Raw genomic sequence first — 19801 nt, forward strand, 5'->3', positions numbered from 1 at the left:
ACCCACAAGGCAGCAGGAGGCCAAGCCGACGAGGCTACAAGTTGATCGTAGCTATTCCTTGAGTGCGCGAAGTAGATCATCTGCGGCCTAACACCTGAGTAGACCCCAAGAGCGGGGTATAGGACGGGATGTTGCGCGGTTGGTTGGGGGCGGTCAAGCCAATTTCCTACGCAAAAACAATCCCTTGCCTGCTATGCGGCGGTGCGGCGAATGCTGAACATCTCTGTATATGGAGCGGATTCGGGGGCGTAATGGCACAGGTGCCTGAAAAACGGGGTGTAGCAAGTGATCGGGCACAAGAGAGAAAAGTTAGCCTGATGGAGGCTGTTCGCCGCAGGATCCGTGCAAAACACTACAGCTTGCGTACGGAGCAGGCTTACTTGGGGTGGGTGCGGCAATTCATTTTGGCGAACGGTCGTCGTCACCCGCGTGAGTTGGGCGGTGCGGAGGTGGAAGCGTTCCTCAGCCGGCTGGCGACGGAGCGCAACGTGGCGGCCAGTACCCAGAACCAAGCCCTGTCGGCGCTGCTGTTCCTGTACCGCGAGGTGCTGCGCGTGGATCTGCCATGGATGGCCTCGGTGCTACGGGCGAAGCGGCCGCGCCGGTTGCCCACGGTGTTGTCGGTGGAGGAGGTGCGGCGCCTGCTGTCGATGATGGAGGGACGCACTTGGTTGATGGCCAGCCTGCTGTACGGCACCGGGATGCGGTTGATGGAATGCCTGCGGCTGCGGGTCAAGGACGTGGATTTCGCGCGCAACGAGATCCTGATCCGCAATGGCAAGGGCGGCAAGGACCGGCGCACGATGCTGCCGCGTGCGCTGGAAGGCCCGCTGCAGCGCGAGATCGAGCGGACGCGGGTCCTGCATCGGCAGGACCTTGCCGAGGGCTTCGGCAAGACGCCGCTGCCCGACGCGCTGTCGCGCAAGTACCCGGAGGCGGGCCGCGAGTTCGGTTGGCAGTTCGTGTTCCCGTCGGAGCGGCGGTCGGTGGATCCGCGCGGCGGCGGCCTGCACCGTCACCATGTGGACGATGCGGTGCTGGCCCGCGCCTTGAAAAATGCGCGGGCGCAGGCGGGGATAGAAAAGCTGCTCAGCGCGCATACCCTGCGCCATTCCTTCGCTACCCATCTGCTGGAAGCCGGCTACGACATCCGCACCATCCAGGAATTGCTGGGGCACAAGGATGTGGCCACCACCCAGATTTACACCCACGTCCTCAACCGCGGTGGGCGCGGGGTGCGCAGTCCGCTGGATGGATGAGGCTCAGGGCGCGGCGGTGATCGCCAGAGTCGCTTTCGGGGCTATCCCGCGCTCCAGCGATTGCAACGCGATGCGAAGCCCGCCCACGGTCGCATCGGTCTGGCCCTGGCCGCGCAACGGGCTGGTGTGCAGTGACAGCTCGCTGGCCGCCCCGCGTGCAGGCTGCCAGCGCAGGCGGATTTCCGCGTCGCCTGCCCACACGCAGCGCACGTCGGGCGGGCAGCGCGAGTCGTTGACCAGACGCAGGTAGGTCAGCTGGCTGTCGTCGGCCAATGTGGCGCGCTCGCCCACGCCCAGGGTCACGGTCTGCGGCGCGGTTTCGTGCACGTTGGTGTCCTCGCGATCCGGCGCTTGTGGGGATGAAGGGGCAGCACCGGCGCAACCTGCGAGCAGGGCGGCGGCGAGGAGGCTGGCGATACGGCGCATGGCGGGCTCGCGGTAGGGGCAACGGTTTACGGGTATAGCACTACCCGGATCGAGGCGATGTGTCCGGCGACCGCCCGGGTTCAGCCGCGGTCGCGTTTCAGGTCGCCGATGCGGCCAGCCCGGCCAGCCGGATCGGTTCCGGCAGTCGGTGGCTGGTGGTGAAGCGCATCACCAGTTCCGGCGCCGCCGCCATCGCCACCCGATGGCCGGGCGAGACGATCAGCGGGGGACTGTCCGGCCTGCTGCGCAGCACCCAGCCGATCTGCTGGCGGCCGTCGCGCAGTGGGGTGAAGGCGCCGCGCATTTCATGCAGCGCCATCCGCGGCTCGCCGGTGAGGATGGAGGTGGCAACGCCAATGCTGGGCAGGCCGGTGGCCACGCCGAAGTGCGCGGCGATGCCCAACCGGCGCGGGTGGGCGGTGCCGTGGCCGTCGACGAAGGCGAGATCCGGCGGGTGCTTGAGCATTGCCAGCGCCTCCAGCAGTGCGGGCAGTACACGGAAGCCCTGCAGGTCGGTAATCTCCGGCATCGCTGCCGGCAATCGCGCCACCTGTCGGTCGATGATCGCAAGGGTGTCTGCGTCCAGCAACAACGCGGTGGCGCGTAGGGTTGCGCCGTCGTCCTCACTGGCCGTCACGAAGCCGGCGATGCTGCGCAGCGGCTGGGCGAAGCGGTCGCGTAGCTCCACCTGCTGGACCAGTTGCTGCTGCAGGTAGTGCAGGGCGTCGATGTCGCCGGCCGAGGCTGGGGGAGGAGGCGTGGCCGCCATCAGTCGCGGAACTCGCGAAGGCTGGCATGGCCGCCTGCGTCGAAGTGGACGCGGTAGCGGATGCCGTAGTTGCCCTCGTCCATGTCGGCCACGGCGCAGGCGCACAGGGCGCGCGCCAGCGGCGGCAGGGTGTCGCTGTGGCCGATCACCAGTACCGTGCCGGCGGGATGTTCGGCGCGCAGGCGCCGGGCGAAGGCGGCGGCATCGGTGGGGTCGTAGGCAATCACCTCCTGCGCTTTTGCGCGGGCCACGGGCTCCGCGGTCTGGCGGGTGCGCCGTGTCGCTGAACTGTAGATCGCATCCAGTGGCTGATCCGCCAGCGAAGCGGCCAGCCGCTGCGCGCGCGCTGCGCCGATGGCGGTCAGCGGCGGATCCTTGCCGGCAGCCACGTCCTTCTCCGCGTGTCGCACCAGCAGGTAGGTGGCGCCGGCATCGCGGGCGGCGGGCATCGAGGCGCAGCTGGCCAGCAGCATGCAGGCCAGCGTTGCGATGGGAGCGGAAAGGCGGAGGCGCATCCGCACATCATAGGCCGCGCGTACGGTCCGTCGCCGGAGACGCCCCGCTTTGCCGGGTCTGCTTCCGTTGATGGCGGGCTATCCCGGCCGCAGCGCGGTCAGCAGCCCGCGCGCGGCGCTGAAGCGGGTCGTCGCATCCGGCAGTTCCAGGGTGATGCGAAGTTTGTCCGGGCCGTCCATGCGGTAGTGCTTCGGTTGGCCCTGGATCAACCGGATCACCGCCATCGGATCGACCGCGGGCTTCTCGACGAACTGCATGCGCCCGCCGCTGCCGCCAAGGTCGAGCTTGCGGATGCCGAGCCGCGTCGCATCCAGCTTCAGTTCGGCGGTAGCGAACAGATGCTTGCTGGCCTCCGGCAGCAGGCCGAAGCGGTCGATCATCTCCACCTGCAGTTCGCGCAGCGCATCGGCATCGCGGGCGGCGCTGATGCGCTTGTACAGGGTCAGCCGCGCGTGCGGGTCGGGCAGGTAGTCGTCGGGAATCAGCGCCGGCACGTGCAGGTCCACGTCGGCGCCAAAGCGGTCGGCGTCGTCCACATCGGGAATCTTGCCCTGCTTGATCGACTTGACCGCGCGTTCCAGCAGCTCGGTATAGAGGCTGAAGCCGACTTCGGCCATCTGCCCGCTCTGGTCCTCGCCCAGCAGTTCGCCGGCGCCGCGGATCTCCAGGTCGTGGGTAGCCAGGGTGAAGCCGGCGCCCAGTTCGTCCATCGAGCTGATCGCCTCCAGCCGCTTCTTCGCGTCCGCGGTGATGCTGCGGCCGTCCGGCACCAGCAGGTAGGCATAGGCGCGATGGTGGCTGCGGCCCACGCGGCCGCGCAGCTGGTGCAGCTGGGCCAGGCCGAACTTGTCGGCGCGGTTGATCAGGATGGTGTTGGCATTGGGGATGTCGATGCCGGATTCGATGATGGTGGAGCACAGCAGCACGTTGGTGCGCTGCTTGTGGAAGTCCAGCATCACCCGCTCCAGCTCGCGCTCGTGCATCTGCCCGTGGGCGATGCCGATGCGCGCGTCCGGCACCAGCGCCTGCAGTTGGTCGTGCATGCGGCCGATGCTCTCCACGTCGTTGTGCAGGAAATACACCTGGCCGCCGCGCGCCAGTTCGCGCTGGAAGGCCTCGCGCAGCAGCGCGTCGTCCCAGACGTGGACGAAAGTCTGCACCGCCAGGCGGTTGGCCGGGGGCGTTGCAATGATCGACAGGTCGCGCAGTCCGCTCATCGCCATGTTCAGCGTGCGCGGAATGGGCGTGGCGGTCAGGGTGAGCAGGTGCACGTTGGCGCGCAGCTTCTTCAGCGCCTCCTTCTGGCGCACGCCGAAGCGCTGTTCCTCGTCGACGATGACCAGGCCGAGGTCGCTGAACTTCACGTCCGGCTGCAGCAGGCGGTGGGTGCCGACGATCACGTCGAGCTTGCCCTCGGCCAGCTTCTGCAGTTCCGCTTCGATTTCCTTCTTCGACCTAAAGCGCGACAGGACCTCCACCTTCAGCGGCCAGTCGGCGAAGCGGTCGCGCAGGTTCTGGTAATGCTGCTCGGCCAGCAGGGTGGTGGGCACCAGCACCGCCACCTGCTTGCCCGCGCTTGCCGACGCGAAGGCGGCGCGCACCGCGACTTCGGTCTTGCCGAAGCCGACATCGCCGCAGACCACGCGGTCCATCGGCTGCGAGGAGGCAAGGTCGCGCAGCACCGCTTCGATGGCGGCGTGCTGGTCGGGGGTTTCCTCGAACGGGAAGGTGGCGGCGAAGGGCTCGTACATCGCCCGGTCCACGTCGATCGCCAGGCCCCGCCGCGCATGACGCTTGGCCTGGATCTCCAGCAGTTCGGCGGCGACGTCGCGGACCTTGTCGGCGGCCTTCTTCTTCGCCTTCGCCCACTGCTCGCCGCCGAGGTTGTGCAGCGGCGCGGTGTCGGGGTTGGCACCGGAATAGCGGCTGATGCGGTCCAGCTGCGCCACCGGCACGTACAGGCGGTCGCCCTTGGCGTATTCGATGTCGAGGAATTCGCCGGGCATGCCGCCCACGTCCATCGCCACCAGCCCACGGTAGCGGCCGACGCCGTGGTCCTCGTGGACGATCGGCGCGCCCAGCGTCAACTCGCCGAGGTCGCGGATGATCGCTTCCGGCTCGCGCCCCGCGCGCTTGCGCCGACGCGGCTGCGCGGCGCGTTCGGGGAACAGCTGGCGTTCGGTGAGCACGCACAGCGCCGGTGCGTCCAGCGCAAAACCGTCGTCGAACGGGGCGACGGCGATGGCGAACGCGTGCGGACCGGCCTTGCCGCCGGGCGCGGTGGCCAGCCCGAGTCGCTCCCCGATACTCGCTTGGTCGGTCTGCCCGTCGCGCCCGGCGGCAAGGCCGATCGCGCGTTGGGTGGCTCCCGCAAAAGCCGACCAGTCCGCCAGCACTTCGGGTTGCAACCCTGCCGCCTGCAGCACTTCCAGCAGCGCCTCGCGGCGTCCTGCGGAATCCGCGGCCACCAGCACGCGGCCGGGATAGTTCGACAGGAAGTCACGCAGTGCCTGCCCCGCGGGCTGGTCCTTCGTGCTCAGCGGCATCGCCGGCGCCGGCTGCACCGGCAGCGGCTGTGCTTCTTCGTGGCGCGGATGCTGCGCTCCGCAGACTTCGATGCGCGCGCCCCGGTTCAGCGTCTCGCGCAGCGCATCCGGCGACAGCCACAGTTCGGCCGGCGGCAGCAGCGGCCGTTCGATGTCGTGGCGCAGCTGTTCGAAGCGCTCGCCGATCTGCTTCCACGCGTGTTCCGCGGCCTCCAGCGCACCATCGCAGACCAGCGGCAGCGCGTTTGCGGCAAGGTAGTCGAACAGGGTTTCGGTGCTGCCGACGGCGCCGCGTTGTGTGGCGAAGAACAGCGGCAGGTAATACTCCACGCCGGCCGGCGCAAGCCCGGCCTTGAGGTCCTGCACCAGCGCGCTGCGGCGGGTGTCGATGTCGAAGCGTTCGCGCAGCGCCTCCAGTGCGCGCCGCACGTGGGCATCGTCCATCGGCACTTCGCGGCCGGGCAGCAGTTCGATGGCGTCGATCTTTTCCAGCGAACGCTGCGACTCCGGGTCGAAGGCACGGATGCTGTCGATCTCGTCGTCCAGCAGCTCCACCCGGAACGGCGCGTCGGCGCCCATCGGATACACGTCCAGCAGGCCGCCGCGCACCGCGAAGTCGCCGGGATCGAACACCTGCGGCACGTTGCGGTAGCCGGCCGATTCCAGCCGGCGCTTCTCCGCGTCCATGTCCATGCGCTGGCCCAGCCGCACGCTGAAGCGGTTGCCCAGCACGTGGCTGCGCGGCGCCAGCCGCTGCATCAGGGTGGCGGCCGGCACCACCACCACGCCTCGCCCGAGTTCTGGCAGCCGCGCCAGCGTGGCCAGCCGCTGGCTGACGATTTCCGGGTGCGGGCTGAAACGGTCGAAAGGCAGGGTTTCCCAGTCGGGGAAGCCCAGCACCGGCAGCGCCGGATCGGCGCCGGTGAGGGTGCGCAGGTCGCTTTCCAGCTGGTGTGCGGCGTGGTTGTCGCGCGCCACCAGCAACAGCGGGCCATCAATGCGTTGCGCTGCGGCCAGCGCGGCGGCGGCCAGCGCGGTGCCGGAGGCGGGTGCGCGCCAGTACGCGCGCTGCTGGCCGGCGCGCGGTAGGGGGACGGGGGCTTGCAGCAGCAGGTCAGGCATGTAAAACGCGCCCGCGCCGGACGGCGTGCGCCAGCGCGTTGTCGATGGAATTGGAGGCCGATTCTACCGGGTCGAACCTCGCGCCTCACGGACGCGCCAAGCGCTCAGCCGACCAGCAGCGGCATCGGCGGCGGGGTGATCTTCGGCTTCGGCGGCGGAATATCCAGCACCACCCGCACCAGCCCGGGTTCGCCGGTCGCCTCCTGGCGGAAGCCCAGCGAGGTGGCCAGCGCCTGCATCGGCAGGTTGCTTTCCAGCACGTCGCCGTACACGCGCCGCACCTTGCGGCCCTTGGCCCAGCGCACCAGCCTACGCATCAAGTGGCGGCCCAGGCCCATGCCGTTGACGTAGTGGCTGACCAGGATCGCGAATTCGGCGTCGCTGCCGTTGGCGTCGATGGAGATGCGTGCCACCGCGCCGACCAGCGCCTCGCCCGGCGGCAGCGGCTCGGCGGCCACCAGCGCGAAATCGCGGCGCGGATCCGGCCGGCTCAGCCGCTCGGCCTGCTGCGTGCTCAGCTCCTTCATCGGGTGCAGGAAGCGCTGGCGGATCTCGTCCGGCTCCAACAGGGAGAACGCGGCCTGCATCGGCCCGGCGTCTTCCGGCCGGATCGGGCGGATCAGGATGTCGCGCCCATTGGCGAGGCGGACATGTTCGTGCCACGGGGGCATGCGGTTGCGGGCGGCCATTCGGGCATCTTGGCGTGGACGACGTTAAAAAAATGAACGGCGCGTGTCTGGGCGCGCGTTCAGCCCGTCGCGGCTGGTCGCGGGCCGCGCACACGGGTGTAGGCGGTCACCGCGCCCAGCACCAGCGCGCCAGCCACCACGCCGGCGAAGGCGTTGAACAGGTTTTCCCACAACCAGCCCGGCGGCAGCGCGTGCGCGGCCTGCGCCCAGTGGTGCAGCAGCGGAATGCCGTGGACCAGGATGCCGCCGCCAACCAGGAACATCGCCGCGGTGCCGGCCACCGACAGGAACCGCATCAACCGGGGCGCGAACGCCAGGATGCCGCGACCCAGCGCGGCGCTGGCGCGGCCGGCGCCGGTGCGGGTCAGGCGCAGGCCGAGGTCGTCCAGCTTGACGATGCCGCCGACCAGCCCGTACACCCCCAGGGTCATGATCAGCGCGATCACCACCAGCACGCCCAGCTGCCTGAGGAACGGCTGGGTGGCCACGGTGCCGAGGGTGATCACGATGATCTCGGCGGACAGGATGAAATCGGTGCGGATCGCGCCGCGGATCTTGTCGCGCTCGAACGCCACCATGTCCATGGACTCATCGGCCACCGCCTGCACCAGCATGTCGTGGTGTTCGGCGTCATCGCCCTTGTGCAGGAACCTGTGCGCCAGCTTCTCCACGCCTTCGTAGCAGAGGTAGGCGCCGCCCAGCATCAGCAGCGGCAGGATCAGCGGAATGCCGATGCCGCGCGATTTCAGCCACGCCTCCAGCGCCGCGATCGCCAGCGCCGCCGGCACCAGGATCGCCTTGTTGACCAGCGAGCCCTTGGCCACTGCCCACACCACCGGCAGCTCGCGCTCGGCCTGGATGCCGGTCACCTGCTGCGCGTTCAGCGCCAGGTCGTCGCCCAGCACGCCGGCGGTCTTCTTGGTGGCGACCTTGGCCATCACCGAGATGTCGTCGAGCAGGGTGGCGATGTCGTCGAAGAGGGCGAAGAAGCTGGAGGCCATGGGCGGATTCAGTCAGGGCAGTAGCGAAAGTCTCGCATGCGCGAATGAAAGTGGGGTCGGAGTGGCCTTTCCGTGCGTGGAAAGGCCACTCCGACCCCACTTTCCGCCTATGCCGCTTCGCGCAGCCACTCCAGCCGCGCGCTGGCGCCGGGTTCGCCCAACACGCGGCGCAGGGCGTCGAGGGTGGGGCGCATGGCGACGTCGAACTGCCACGGCGGATTGAGGATCAGCAGGCCGCTGCCGTTCATCCGCAGCGGCGAATCGTCCGGGCGTACCAGCAGTTCCAGCAGCAGCGCCGATTTCGCCGGCAGTTTCGCCGCGGCGCGCCGGAACGGGTGCAGCGCGCGGCCCTGCTTGATCGGATACCACAGCGCGAACATGCCCTGCGGCCAGCGCGCCAGGCCTTCCTTCAGCGCCGCCAGCGCGAGGTCGAATTCGGCCAGCTGCGCCTCGAACGGCGGATCGATCAGCACCAGCCCGCGGGCGAACTTCTGCGCGCCGTGTTTCGGCGGCAGCAGCGCCTTGAGTGCGGCGTAGCCGTCGCGGGCGTGCACGGCGATGCGCGGATCGGCGGCGAAGTGCTGCTTCAGCACTGCGGCTTCTTCCGGATGCAGCTCGCAGGCGGCGATCCGGTCGGTCTCCCGCAGTGCGTGCCCCAGCAGCCAGGGCGAGCCGGGATACGCTGCGTTGCCATGCTGGCCGCGGCAGGCGCGCACCGCGGCCAGGTAGCGCTGGATTGCCGGATCGCGCGGGGCTTCGGCCTGCAGCCGGGCGATGCCGTCCTGCGCCTCGCCGGTAGCCTGCGCGGCCTCGCCGTCGAGCTTGTACAGCCCGCGGCCGGCGTGGGTATCCAGCGCGAAGCAGGGTGACGGCTTGGCGGTCAGCGCCTCGCACAGGGCCAGCAGCACGACGTGCTTGAGGACATCGGCGTGGTTGCCGGCATGGAAGGCGTGGCGGTAATTCATGCGCGCATTGTCGCAGGACTTCACATTCGCCCCCCAAACCGCGGCGCACGCCCGGTTACGATGCCGGCATGTCCTCCATCCTGCTGGCCGAAGACGAAGTCGCCATCGCCGAGACCGTGCTGTACGCGCTGCGCGCCGAAGGCTTCACCGCCGAGCACGTGCTGCTGGGCGGGCAGGTGCTGTCGCGGCTGGCGCGAGGCGGGATCGACCTGGTCATCCTCGACGTGGGCCTGCCCGACGCGAGCGGCTTCGAGGTCTGCCGCCGGCTGCGCGAACACCACGCGCTGCCGGTGATCTTCCTGACCGCGCGCAGCGACGAAATCGACCGCGTGCTGGGGCTGGAGCTGGGCGCAGACGACTACATGGCCAAGCCTTTTTCGCCGCGCGAGCTGGTGGCGCGGGTGCGCGCGCGGCTGCGCCGGCACGAGGGCGGGCTGGCCCGCCAGCGCGGCCGGTTCGAGATCGACAGCGAGGCCCACCGCATCCGCTACGCCGGCCACTGGCTGGAATTGACCCGCTATGAGCACGCGCTGCTGGCCGAATTGCTGCGCCGTCCCGGCGCCATCCTCGCCCGTGCGCAGCTGCTGGACCGGGTGTGGGCGGATGCGCTGGAATCCGGCGAGCGCACCGTCGACACCCACGTGAAGACCCTGCGGGCCAAGCTGCGCCAGCTCGACCCCGCGCGCGACCCGATCCGCACCCATCGCGGGTTGGGCTATTCCATCGAGGTGGACTGAATCCCGGTGAAGATCGCGCTGCGCGTGCTGCTGGGCTACTTTCTGATCGTCGCGCTGGCGGCGCTGCTGCTGGTCAACGTGTTCCTGCAGCAGGTCAAGCCCGGCGTGCGCCAAGCGATGGAGGACACCCTGGCGGACACCGCCAACCTGCTGGCGGAGCTGGCCAGCGACGACCTGCTGGCCGGCCGCATCGCCGACGGCCGCTTCGCGACGCGGGTACGGGCGATGACCGGGCGCGAGCTGGACGCCGACATCTGGGGGCAGGCCAAGCGCCGCGCCAGCTACCGGGTGACCATCACCGACGCGCGCGGGATCGTGGTGTTCGATTCCGCCGGCAAGGAAGTGGGGCGCGACAACTCGCGCTGGAACGACGTCTACCGCACCCTGCGCGGCCAATACGGCGCGCGTTCCACCCGCGACAACCCGGATGACGAGGCCAGCACGGTGATGTACGTGGCCGCGCCGATCCGCGATGCCGGTGGCCGGATCGCCGGCGTGCTCACCGTATCCAAGCCGAACCGCAGCATCCAGCCGTTCATCGAGCGCAGCCAGACCACCATCCTGCGCTGGGGCTGGGTGCTGCTGGGCAGCGCGCTGCTGGTGGGTGGCTTGGCCGCGTGGTGGCTGTCGCGCCAGCTGGCCGCACTGCGCCGCTATGCCGACGCGGTGGCGCGCGGCGAACGCGCGTCGCTGCCGGACGCCGCCGGCGAATTCGCCGACCTCGGCCGCGCGCTGGAAAGCATGCGCCGGCAGCTGGAGGGCAAGCAATACGTCGAGCGCTACGTGCACGCGCTGACCCACGAATTGAAAAGCCCGCTGGCGGCGATCCGCGGCGCGGCCGAGCTGCTGGAAGGGCCGCTGCCGGAGGCCGATCGCGCCCGCTTCGTCGCCAGCATCGACGCCCAGGGCCGGCGGATGGCGGCGATGGTGGACCGGCTGCTGGCGCTGGCCGCGCTGGAGCATCGCGAAGGCCTGGACGCGCCGCTGCCGCTGGACCTGGCCGCGCTGGCGGGCGATGCGCTCGACGACGCGGCATCGCGTGCGCAGGCGCGTGGCGTGCAGGTCAATCTGCAGGTGGACGATGCGTTGCCGGCGGTCGAAGGCGATGCGTTCCTGCTGCGCCAGCTATTGGGCAACCTGATCGACAACGCCATCGATTTCTCGTCCGCCGGTGGCGTGGTCGACGTGCGCTTGCATGCCCGATCCAACGGGTTGCGCATCGAGGTCGCGGATCGCGGCCCCGGCCTTCCCGACTTCGCGCTGGAGCGGGTGTTCGAGCGCTTCTACTCGCTGCCGCGCCCGGACGGCGGCGCCCGCGGCAACGGCCTGGGCCTGAACTTCGTCGCCGAAATCGCCAAGCTGCATGGCGGCACGGTCAGCCTGGTCAATCGCGACGGCGGTGGCGCCATCGCCGTGGTCGTGTTCCCGCTCGCATAGGCGCGCTTCACGCCGGCCTCATCATCGCGCCATCGTCGCCTCGAACCGCCGCGCCAGGCTGTCGCCATCTTCCGACGGAGCAAGACGATGCGACTGGCATTCAAGGCCGGGATGGTGGTGCTGCTGACCCTGGCCATCCTCATTCCGCTGCAGCTGATCCGCGGCACCATCCACGAACGCCAGCGCTATCGCGAACAGGCGGTGCGCGACATCGGCGCCAGCTTCGGCGCGCGCCAGACCATCGCCGGGCCGGTATTGGTGGTGCCCTATGAGGAGCGCGTGGTCGAGGTGACCAGCGATGAGAATGGCAACGAGCGCCGCAGCCTGCGGCGCAGGAGCGGGCAGTGGACGTTCTTCCCGGCCAGCCTGTCGATCGACGGCGAGCTCAAGCCGGACGTGCGTCGGCGCGGCCTGCACGAGGTGCGCGTGTACCAGTGGGACGGCCAGGCGCTGGCGCGCTTCGATGCGGTGGTGCCGGCCGAGGCCGAGGGCGTGCAGCGCCGCATCGGCCAGCCGTGGCTGAGTCTCGGGATCGCCGACGTCGGTGGCCTGCACGGCACGCCGCGGATCAGCGTGGACGGCGCAGCGGTGGCGGTGGCGCAGGGCCTCGGCCATGCCGACGGTCCCGGCGTACACGCGCGGCTGGCGGTGCCCGCTGCAGGAAGCCGGCTGCGGCTGGATGTGCGCGCCGAACTGTCGCTGCGCGGCACCGAATCTTTCGCGATGCTGCCGCTGGGCGAGGCCAACGATCTGCGCCTGCGTTCGCGCTGGCGCAGCCCGAAGTTCGAGGGCCGCTCGCCGCAGCACGATATCGATGCGCACGGTTTCCGCGCGCGCTGGCAGATCGCCGCGGTGGCGAGCAATGCGCAGCGGCGCTACTTGCAGTCGCCGGCGATGGCACCGGAGCAGGCGCTGTCCGAATCGGCCCGCGCGGCGCTGAGCGCCGGCATGCCGTGGACGCCGCCGGGCGATGCGGTCAGCGTGGCGCTGATCGACCCGGTGAACCCTTATCTGCAGGCCGACCGCGCCAGCAAGTACGGCCTGCTGTTCGTGCTGCTGACCTTCGTCGGCTTCTTCATGTTCGAACTGATCAAGCGGGTGCGCGTGCATCCCATCCAGTACCTGCTGGTGGGCATGGCCATCGCGATCTTCTTCCTGCTGCTGCTGAGCCTGAGCGAGCACCTCGCTTTCGGCCTGTCCTACCTGCTGGCCGCCGCCGCCTGCATCGGTTTGATCGGGTTCTACCTGTCGGCGGTGCTGCGCAGCCGCGCGCGCGGGCTGGGGTTCGCAGTGATGCTGGGCGCGCTGTACGCGGCGCTGTACGGGCTGCTGTTGTCGGAGGACAACGCGCTGGCGCTGGGCGCCGGGCTGCTGTTCGCGATCCTGGCGGGGATCATGCTGGCGACCCGGCAGGTGGACTGGTACCAGCTGTCCGGCCGCGACGAGGGCGGGCTGCGCTGAGGCCGGGCCGTGCCGAATCGAACGGGGCGCGCGGAACGTGCGCCCCGTCACGGCTGCAGGTGAGGCAGCCATGACCAAAGGCCCGGGTGCCGATGCCACGGCGCTGGCTAGACTCCGGTCTTTGCCGCAGTTCCCCGGGGATGACGATGAAGCGATTGATGTTGACGGCCGCCTTGCTGGTGGCCGCGCTGGGCAGCGCGCAGGCGCAGGAAAAGGTGGACCTGGACGTGACCTCGCAGATCCGCCAGGAAGCATTCCAGCGTTCGCAGGTGATGGCCACGCTCAATCACCTGACCGATGTGATCGGGCCGCGCCTGACCAATTCGCCGTCGATGGCGAACGCCAACCAGTGGACGCGTTCGAAGTTCAGCGAATGGGGCATGGCCAACGTGCACGACGAAGCGGTGGCCGACATCGGCCGCGGCTGGGCGTTCACCGACGCCAGCATGGAAATGCTGTCCCCGCGCGCGATGCCGCTGCACGCGCTGCCCAAGGCATGGACGCCCGGCACCAACGGCGCGGTCGAGGGCGAGGCGATCTTCGCCAAGATCGAGTCCAAGGCCGACCTGGAGAAGTGGAAGGGCAAGCTGAGGGGCAAGATCGTCTTCACCGATGCATTGCGCCCTTACAAGCCGAACGAGAAGTCGGACTTCAGCCGCCACGACCACGACAGCCTGGAGGAATTGCTGTCCTACCCGCTGCCGCAGGAGCGCAACAGCGATCCCGAAATGATGGCGCGCTACCGCGCGCGCATGGAGCTGGCGCCGCTGGTCAACCAGTTCCTGATCGACGAGGGCGTGGCTGCCACGGTGTCGATCAGCAGCTGGAACGACGGCATCGTGCGGGTGATGGGGGGCGGTTCGCGCAAGGCCGGCGAGTCGGTCGGCGTGCCGGCGCTGGTGATGATGGCCGAGCACTACAACACGGTGATGCGCGCGCTGGAGCGCAAGGAAGCGGTGAAGCTGCGGCTCAATGTCGATGCGCGTTTCATCGACGAAGCCAACCAGCCCGGTTACAACACCATTGCCGAGATCCCGGGCACCGGGCCGCAGAAGAATGAAGTGGTGATGCTGGGCGCGCACCTGGATTCCTGGCACACCGGCTCGGGCGCCAACGACAACGGCGCCGGCGTGGCGGTGATGATGGAGGCCATGCGCATCCTCAAGGCGGTGGGCGCCAGGCCCAACCGCACCATCCGCGTGGCGCTGTGGACCGGCGAGGAGCAGGGCCTGATCGGCTCGCAGTCGTACGTGGGCAAGCACTTCGGCAAGTTCGAGGAGCCGAAGGACCCCGAACAGAAGGCGCTGCCGGCGTTCTTCCGCCAGAGCAAGGGCAAGCTGATCCGCACCGCCGACCACGGCAAGATCTCCGCCTACTTCAACCTCGACAACGGCAGCGGCAAGATCCGCGGCATCTACGCGCAGGAAAACCTCGCCGTGGCGCCGATCTTCGAAGAATGGCTGAAGCCGTGGAACGACGTGGGCGCCACCATCGTCACCCAGCGCAACACCGGCAGCACCGACCACGTCAGCTTCGACGCGGTGGGCATCCCCGGCTTCCAGTTCGTGCAGGACCAGCTGGACTACTTCAGCCACGTCCACCACACCCATCTGGACGTGCAGGACCACGCGGTGGCGGCCGATTTGAAGCAGGCTTCCGCGATCGTCGCCTCGTTCGTCTACAACACCGCGATGCGCCCGGCCAAGCTGCCGCGCAAGCCGTTCGTGGAAACGAAGTAAGCGCTTTGCCGCGTGCGATGCGAAGGGCCGGCCATGCGCCGGCCCTTTGTTTTCAAGCACCTGCGCCCGCGCGGTGGCGGCGGGTTGAAGCGCTCAGTCGAGCGCCAGCTTCAGGTTGATGCCCAGCCCCAGCATGTCTTCCGGCTCCGCCTCCAGGTCCGCGCGCAGCAGCGGGCGCGACTGCAGCCAGCGCCGATCCAGCTGCAGCAGCAGGCGGTCGCCATCGGCCCGCAGCTGCAGGCCTTGCGGCTGTTCGCTGCTGCGCGAGCGGTGCAACAGCACCGCCAGTCGCAGCAGCGCGGCGCTGCGGCGGGCGTTGGCCAGCAGGCGGTCGGGAATCATCTCGAACGCCGACTTGGGCACGCTGCGCCGGTGCGTGCGCACCAGCGCGGCGAGGAAGCGCTGGCCCTGCTGCGAGAAGCCGGCGATGTCGGAATTCTGCAGCACGTAGGCGCCGTGGGTGTGGTAGCCGCTGTGGGCGATGGCCAGGCCGAGCTCGTGCAGGCGCGCCGCGCGGCTGAGCATCGCGCGGTCGTCGTTGCTCAGCCCCCAGTCGCCGGCGACTTGTTCGAACAGGCCCAGCGCGGTGGCTTCGACCCGCGCGGCTTGGGTGGCGTCCACGCCATAACGGTGCATCAGCGCGGCCACCGACACGTCGCGCGGGTCGTCGGCGCCGCCGCGTCCCAGCAGGTCGTACAGCACGCCTTCGCGCAGCGCCGCCTTGCTGACCTGCAGCCGTTCCAGCCTTAACGCGGCGAACACCGCCTCCAGCACCAGCACGCCGCCGGCGATCACCGGGCGGCGGTCGTCGGACAGGCCGGGCAGCACGATGTCCTCGATCCGGCCGGCCTGCAGGATGCGGTCGCGGATCTGCGCCAGCCCCTCGGGGGTGATCGAACCCTTGGTCAGCTTCATCGCCGCGCAGATGCCGCCGATCGCCTTGTGGGTGCCGGAAGTGCCGATGGCTTCGTCCCAGCCCAGCCGGCGGTAGGTGGCGGCGAATTGCTGCAGCTGCGCCGACACCTCGGTGAACGCGGCGTTCCAGCGCTTCCGGGTGAGCTTGCTGCCCTCGAAGAAGCGGCGCGTGCTGGCCACGCAGCCGACCTGCAGGCTTTCGCGCTCCAGCGGGATGAAGCCTTCGCCGATGATGCATTCGGTGGAACCACCGCCGATGTCGATGACCAGCCGTTTCTGGCCTTCCTGCGGGGGTTGCTCATGGGCCACGCCCAGATAGACCAGGCGCGCTTCCTCGCGGCCGGAGACCACGTCGATGGCATGGCCCAGCGCCGCTTCGGCCGGGGCCAGGAACGATTCCGGCGCACGCAGCTGGCGCACCGTATGTGTGGCCACCGCGCGCACATGCCGCGGCGGGATCTCGGCGATGCGCTGGCCGAACCGGGCCAGGCAGGCCAGCGCGCGTTCGCGCACTTCCGGCGCCAACCCGCCCAATGCGTTCAGGCCTTCGCCCATGCGCACGGTTTCGCGCAGGCGATCGACCACCCGCAGCTGGCCCAGCACCCGCTGCGCCACCACGATATGGAAGCTGTTCGAGCCGAGGTCGACTGCTGCCACCAGGTCGCCGTCGCGCAGCGGTGCGGGGGCCCGGGGCGGAAGCGGGCTCATGCGATCGGTCGGATAGGGGGGCGCATGCGCCATTATCGCCTGCGCGGTCGCCGTCAGGCGTCCAGCGCGGCCAGCAAGGCCAGCTGCGCCGAGAACGGCTGCTCGCCGGGCGCCGGCAGGCGACGTTCGTAGCAGCCGTCGGCGCGCAGTTCCCAGGCGTTCTGGTTGTCGGCCAGGTAGTTGAGCAGGCCTTCGCGCTGCACCCGTGCGGCGACGCCGGGGTCCAGCAGCGGGAAGGCGGTCTCCACCCGCCGCAGCAGGTTGCGCTCCAGCCAGTCGGCCGACGAGCAGTACAGCTCCGGCGTGTCGTTGTTGCCGAACCACCAGATCCGGTGGTGTTCCAGGAAACGCCCCACCACCGAGCGCACCCGGATGCTGTCGGAAATCCCGGGGATGCCCGGTCGCACCGCGCAGGCGCCGCGCACGATCAGGTCGATCTCCACCCCGGCCTGCGACGCCCTGTACAGCGCGCGCACCACTTCCGGTTCGTTGAGCGCGTTCATCTTGGCGACGATCCGTCCCGGCCGGCCGGCGCGCGCATGCGCGGCCTCGCGCGCGATCCGCTGCAGCACCCCCGGGTGCAGGGTGAAGGGCGATTGCAGCAGGCGCGACAGGGTCAGCGGCGCGGCCAGGCCCGACAGCTGCTGGAAGATCAGGTGCACGTCGTTGCCGATGTCCGGATGCGCGGTCAGCAGGCCGAAGTCGGTGTAGGCGCGTGCGGTGCCGCTGTGGTAGTTGCCGGTGCCCAGGTGCACGTAGCGGCGCAGCGCGCTGCCCTCGCGGCGCACGACCAGCAGCATCTTGGCGTGGGTCTTGTAGCCCACCACCCCGTACACCACCTGCACGCCGGCATCCTGCAGGCGGTCGGCCAGGCGCAGGTTGGCTTCCTCGTCGAAGCGCGCGCGCAGCTCCACCACCACGGTCACGTCCTTGCCGTTGCGCGCCGCCTGGATCAGGTGCTCGACGATCGCCGACTCCTTGCCGGTGCGGTACAGGGTCTGCTTGATCGCCAGCACGTCCGGGTCTTCGGCGGCCTGGCGGATCAGCTCCAGCACCGGGGTGAAACTGTCGAAGGGATGGTGCAGCAGCACATCGCCCTGGCGGATCAGCTCGAACATTGCGTCCATGTCGCGCGGCAGCCGCGGCTGGAACGGGCGGTACTTCAGGTCCGGCCGCTGCACCATGTCGTAGACCTGCACCACCCGGTTGAGATTGACCGGGCCATTGATCTTGTAGACCGCGCTTTCCGACAGTTCGAAATTGGCCAGCAGGCTGTCCACCACCGGTTGCGGGCAGCGCTCGTCGATCTCCAGCCGCACCGCGCGCAGGTAGCCGCGGCCCAGCAGTTCGTCGCGCAGCGCCAGCGCGAGGTTGTCCATGTCGTCTTCATCGACGATCAGTTCGGAATTGCGGGTCACCCGGAACTGGTGCGCGCCGGTGACCATCATCCCCGGGAACAGCTCATGCACGAACGCGGACAGCACCTCGCTCAGGAACACGAAGTCGTGGAAGGCATCGCCATCGCCGTCGGCATCGGGCAGGCGGATGATCCGAGGCAGCGAGCGCGGCGCGCGCACCACCGCAAGATGGCCCTCGCGACCGAAGGCGTCGCGGCCTTCCAGCTGCACCACCACGTTGAGCGACTTGTTGAGGATCTTGGGGAACGGATGCGCCGGGTCCAGGCCGAGCGGAGACAGCACCGGCATGATCTCTTCCTGGAAATGCGCGCGCAGCCAGCTGGCCTGTTCCGCCGTCCATTGCTCGCGCTGCAGCAGGCGGATGCCCTGCTCGGCCAGCGCCGGCCGCAGCTCCTCGTAGAAGCAGCGGTACTGCGCATCGACCAGCGCCGCCGCGCGTTCGTGGATGCGCTCCAGCAGCACCGCCGGCGCCAGCCCGTCCATGCCCGCGGGCAGGTTCAGTTCCACCGCGTGGCGCACCGCGCCGCCGCGGATCTCGAAGAATTCGTCGAGGTTGGTGCAGGAGATGCACAGGTAGCGCAGCCGCTCCAGCAGCGGCACCGACGGGTCCTGCGCCTGCGCCAGCACGCGAAAGTTGAAATCGAGCTGGCCCAGTTCGCGATTGGCGTACAGCGACGGGTCGTGCAGCGACGGCAGGCTGGAATCGGTGGTCATGTCGGATGGATAGCCGATGAGTCGTGGTCGAGGCTGCGGTCGAGCACGCGCTCGGGGCCGAAGCGACAGGAGAAGGTACTGCCGATGCCGACTTCGCTGTCGATGCGCAGCTGGGCTTCGTGCAGGCCCAGCACGTGCTTGACGATGGCAAGGCCAAGGCCGGTGCCGCCGGATTCTCGCGAACGGCTGGTGGAGACGCGGTAGAAGCGCTCGGTCAGCCGCGGCAGGTGCGCGGCCGGGATGCCGTAGCCGGAATCGCGCACCGACAGCAGCGCGCCGCCGTCGGCTTCGCGGCTCAGGCGGATGCTGATGCCACCGCCGTCGGGGGTGTAGCGCACCGCGTTGCTGACCAGGTTGCCGAAGGCGCTGTGCAGTTCCTTCGACGCACCGCGCAGGTCCACCTGCGCCAGGTCCTCGACCTGCACGCGATGGCGACCGCCGCTCAGCGCCTCGGCTTCGCGGCGCAGGCTGGCCAGCATCGGCGCCATTGCCACGTGTTCCTCCGGCAGCTGGTCGCGCGCCTCCAGCCGCGACAGCGTCAGCAGGTCCTCCACCAGCCGGGTCATCCGCTGCGACTGCCGGCGCATTTCCGCCAGCAGCGCCGCCCATTCCGGGTTGTCATCGGTGTCGAGCATTTCCAGATAGCCGTGGATCACCGTCAACGGCGTGCGCAGTTCATGCGAGACGTTGGCGACGAAGTCGCGGCGCATGTGTTCCAGCCGCAGCAGCTTGCTGACGTCGCGCGCCAGCAGCAGCCACAGCTCGTCGGAATAGGGCAGCAGGCGCAGGCTCAGGCGCCGGCCCGGATCGACCGGCGAGGCCACGTCCTCCATTGGCTCGGCGTTGCGCCCGGCCGCCAGCCATTGCGCCATCGGCAGCGGCTGCAGCGCCTGCGCCACAGGCGCGTTGTGGTGCTGCGGGTAGTGCAGGCCCAGCAGCGGCGTGGCCGCCTCGTTGAACCACAGCACGCGCTGGCTGTTGCGTTCCACCAGCACCACCGCGTCGGGCAGCGCCGCGGCTACCGCGCGATACGCGCGCAGCATCGTCAGCAGCCGGCGCTTGCGCATGCGCATTTCGGTCTGGCCGCGGAACAGCAGGGCGTCCAGCGAATTCCAGGCGCCGCTGCCGCCGACTGGTTCCGGCCGCTGGCGCGCCTCCAACCGCTGCAGCACCCGGTGCAGCCGCCAGTAATGCCAGCCCACCACGCCCAGCGCGGTGATCGCCAGCGCCGGCCACGGATGTCCCAGCAGCAGGCCCAGGCCCAGCCCGGCAAGCAGCACCAGGGCGAGTTGTCCCAGCGTGCGGAACCAGGCTTGGCGGGCGTCGGGCGACATCGGGCAAGTATCCGTGTTTGCCCCCCGGCCTGCTTGCCGGGGAGG

15 protein-coding genes are annotated in these 19801 nt (G+C 69.5%); 5 read left to right on the plus strand and 10 right to left on the minus strand.

Annotated elements, in window-relative coordinates; all coding sequences use genetic code 11:
* Positions 1-317: 317 nt before the first annotated feature.
* Positions 318-1259 (plus strand): integron integrase, encoded by a 942-nt coding sequence (locus G582_RS0101950; RefSeq protein WP_038052485.1) that lies wholly within the window; start codon positions 318-320, stop codon positions 1257-1259.
* Positions 1260-1262: 3 nt separating this feature from the next.
* On the opposite strand, the gene G582_RS0101955 is transcribed toward G582_RS0101950, so the two are convergent.
* The 7 genes from G582_RS0101955 to G582_RS0101985 form a co-directional block, all read right to left on the minus strand.
* Positions 1263-1685 carry a hypothetical protein gene (locus G582_RS0101955; protein ID WP_156880205.1) on the minus strand — a complete coding sequence of 141 codons (423 nt, stop codon included), beginning with the start codon at positions 1683-1685 and terminating at the stop codon, positions 1263-1265.
* A 97-nt stretch (positions 1686-1782) separates the two neighbouring features.
* The gene (locus G582_RS15075) at positions 1783-2454 is read right to left on the minus strand and encodes an endonuclease V (protein WP_051246467.1); all 672 of its coding nucleotides are present in this window, start codon (positions 2452-2454) and stop codon (positions 1783-1785) included.
* Positions 2454-2969, minus strand: a complete 516-nt coding sequence (locus tag G582_RS15080; protein WP_083960904.1) for a SixA phosphatase family protein — start codon at positions 2967-2969, stop codon at positions 2454-2456. Before G582_RS15080 ends, G582_RS15075 begins: the two co-directional genes overlap by 1 nt.
* 78 nt (positions 2970-3047) lie before the next feature.
* Entirely contained in the window at positions 3048-6638 is a 3591-nt protein-coding gene (gene mfd, locus G582_RS0101970) for a transcription-repair coupling factor (RefSeq protein WP_028838399.1), read from the minus strand.
* Positions 6639-6742: 104 nt separating this feature from the next.
* Positions 6743-7327 (minus strand): GNAT family N-acetyltransferase, encoded by a 585-nt coding sequence (locus tag G582_RS15085; protein ID WP_051246473.1) that lies wholly within the window; start codon positions 7325-7327, stop codon positions 6743-6745.
* 59 nt (positions 7328-7386) lie between these two features.
* Positions 7387-8328 carry a DUF808 domain-containing protein gene (locus tag G582_RS0101980; RefSeq protein WP_028838400.1) on the minus strand — a complete coding sequence of 314 codons (942 nt, stop codon included), beginning with the start codon at positions 8326-8328 and terminating at the stop codon, positions 7387-7389.
* A 107-nt stretch (positions 8329-8435) separates the two neighbouring features.
* A complete protein-coding gene (locus G582_RS0101985; RefSeq protein ID WP_038052488.1) occupies positions 8436-9293 on the minus strand; it encodes a 23S rRNA (adenine(2030)-N(6))-methyltransferase RlmJ in 858 nt (285 codons plus the stop codon).
* A gap of 68 nt (positions 9294-9361) precedes the next feature.
* Between G582_RS0101985 and creB the strand changes: the two genes are divergently transcribed.
* From creB to G582_RS0102005, 4 genes are all read left to right on the plus strand, one after another.
* On the plus strand, positions 9362-10030 hold the full coding sequence (gene creB / locus G582_RS0101990) for a two-component system response regulator CreB (RefSeq protein ID WP_028838402.1): 669 nt from the start codon (positions 9362-9364) through the stop codon (positions 10028-10030).
* Between the two features lie 6 nt (positions 10031-10036).
* Entirely contained in the window at positions 10037-11467 is a 1431-nt protein-coding gene (gene creC, locus G582_RS0101995) for a two-component system sensor histidine kinase CreC (protein ID WP_028838403.1), read from the plus strand.
* 87 nt (positions 11468-11554) lie between these two features.
* Positions 11555-12928 carry a cell envelope integrity protein CreD gene (gene creD / locus G582_RS0102000; protein WP_038052491.1) on the plus strand — a complete coding sequence of 458 codons (1374 nt, stop codon included), beginning with the start codon at positions 11555-11557 and terminating at the stop codon, positions 12926-12928.
* A 158-nt stretch (positions 12929-13086) separates the two neighbouring features.
* Positions 13087-14667: a M20/M25/M40 family metallo-hydrolase gene (locus tag G582_RS0102005; protein WP_028838405.1), complete on the plus strand. Its 1581-nt coding sequence runs from the start codon at positions 13087-13089 to the stop codon at positions 14665-14667.
* Positions 14668-14760: 93 nt separating this feature from the next.
* On the opposite strand, the gene ppx is transcribed toward G582_RS0102005, so the two are convergent.
* Genes ppx through phoR form a run of 3 tightly spaced genes read right to left on the minus strand, consistent with a single transcriptional unit; the run spans position 14761 to position 19756 of the window.
* Positions 14761-16290 carry an exopolyphosphatase gene (gene ppx / locus G582_RS0102010; protein ID WP_038052494.1) on the minus strand — a complete coding sequence of 510 codons (1530 nt, stop codon included), beginning with the start codon at positions 16288-16290 and terminating at the stop codon, positions 14761-14763.
* A 53-nt stretch (positions 16291-16343) separates the two neighbouring features.
* Complete coding sequence (gene ppk1, locus G582_RS0102015) at positions 16344-18422, minus strand: polyphosphate kinase 1 (RefSeq protein ID WP_028838407.1); 2079 nt, start codon at positions 18420-18422, stop codon at positions 16344-16346.
* Positions 18419-19756, minus strand: a complete 1338-nt coding sequence (phoR, locus tag G582_RS0102020) for a phosphate regulon sensor histidine kinase PhoR (RefSeq protein WP_028838408.1) — start codon at positions 19754-19756, stop codon at positions 18419-18421. The genes ppk1 and phoR overlap by 4 nt, the downstream gene beginning before the upstream one ends.
* Between the last annotated feature and the right edge of the window lie 45 nt (positions 19757-19801).

It is taken from the genome of Thermomonas fusca DSM 15424 (assembly GCF_000423885.1).
Lineage (GTDB): Bacteria > Pseudomonadota > Gammaproteobacteria > Xanthomonadales > Xanthomonadaceae > Thermomonas > Thermomonas fusca.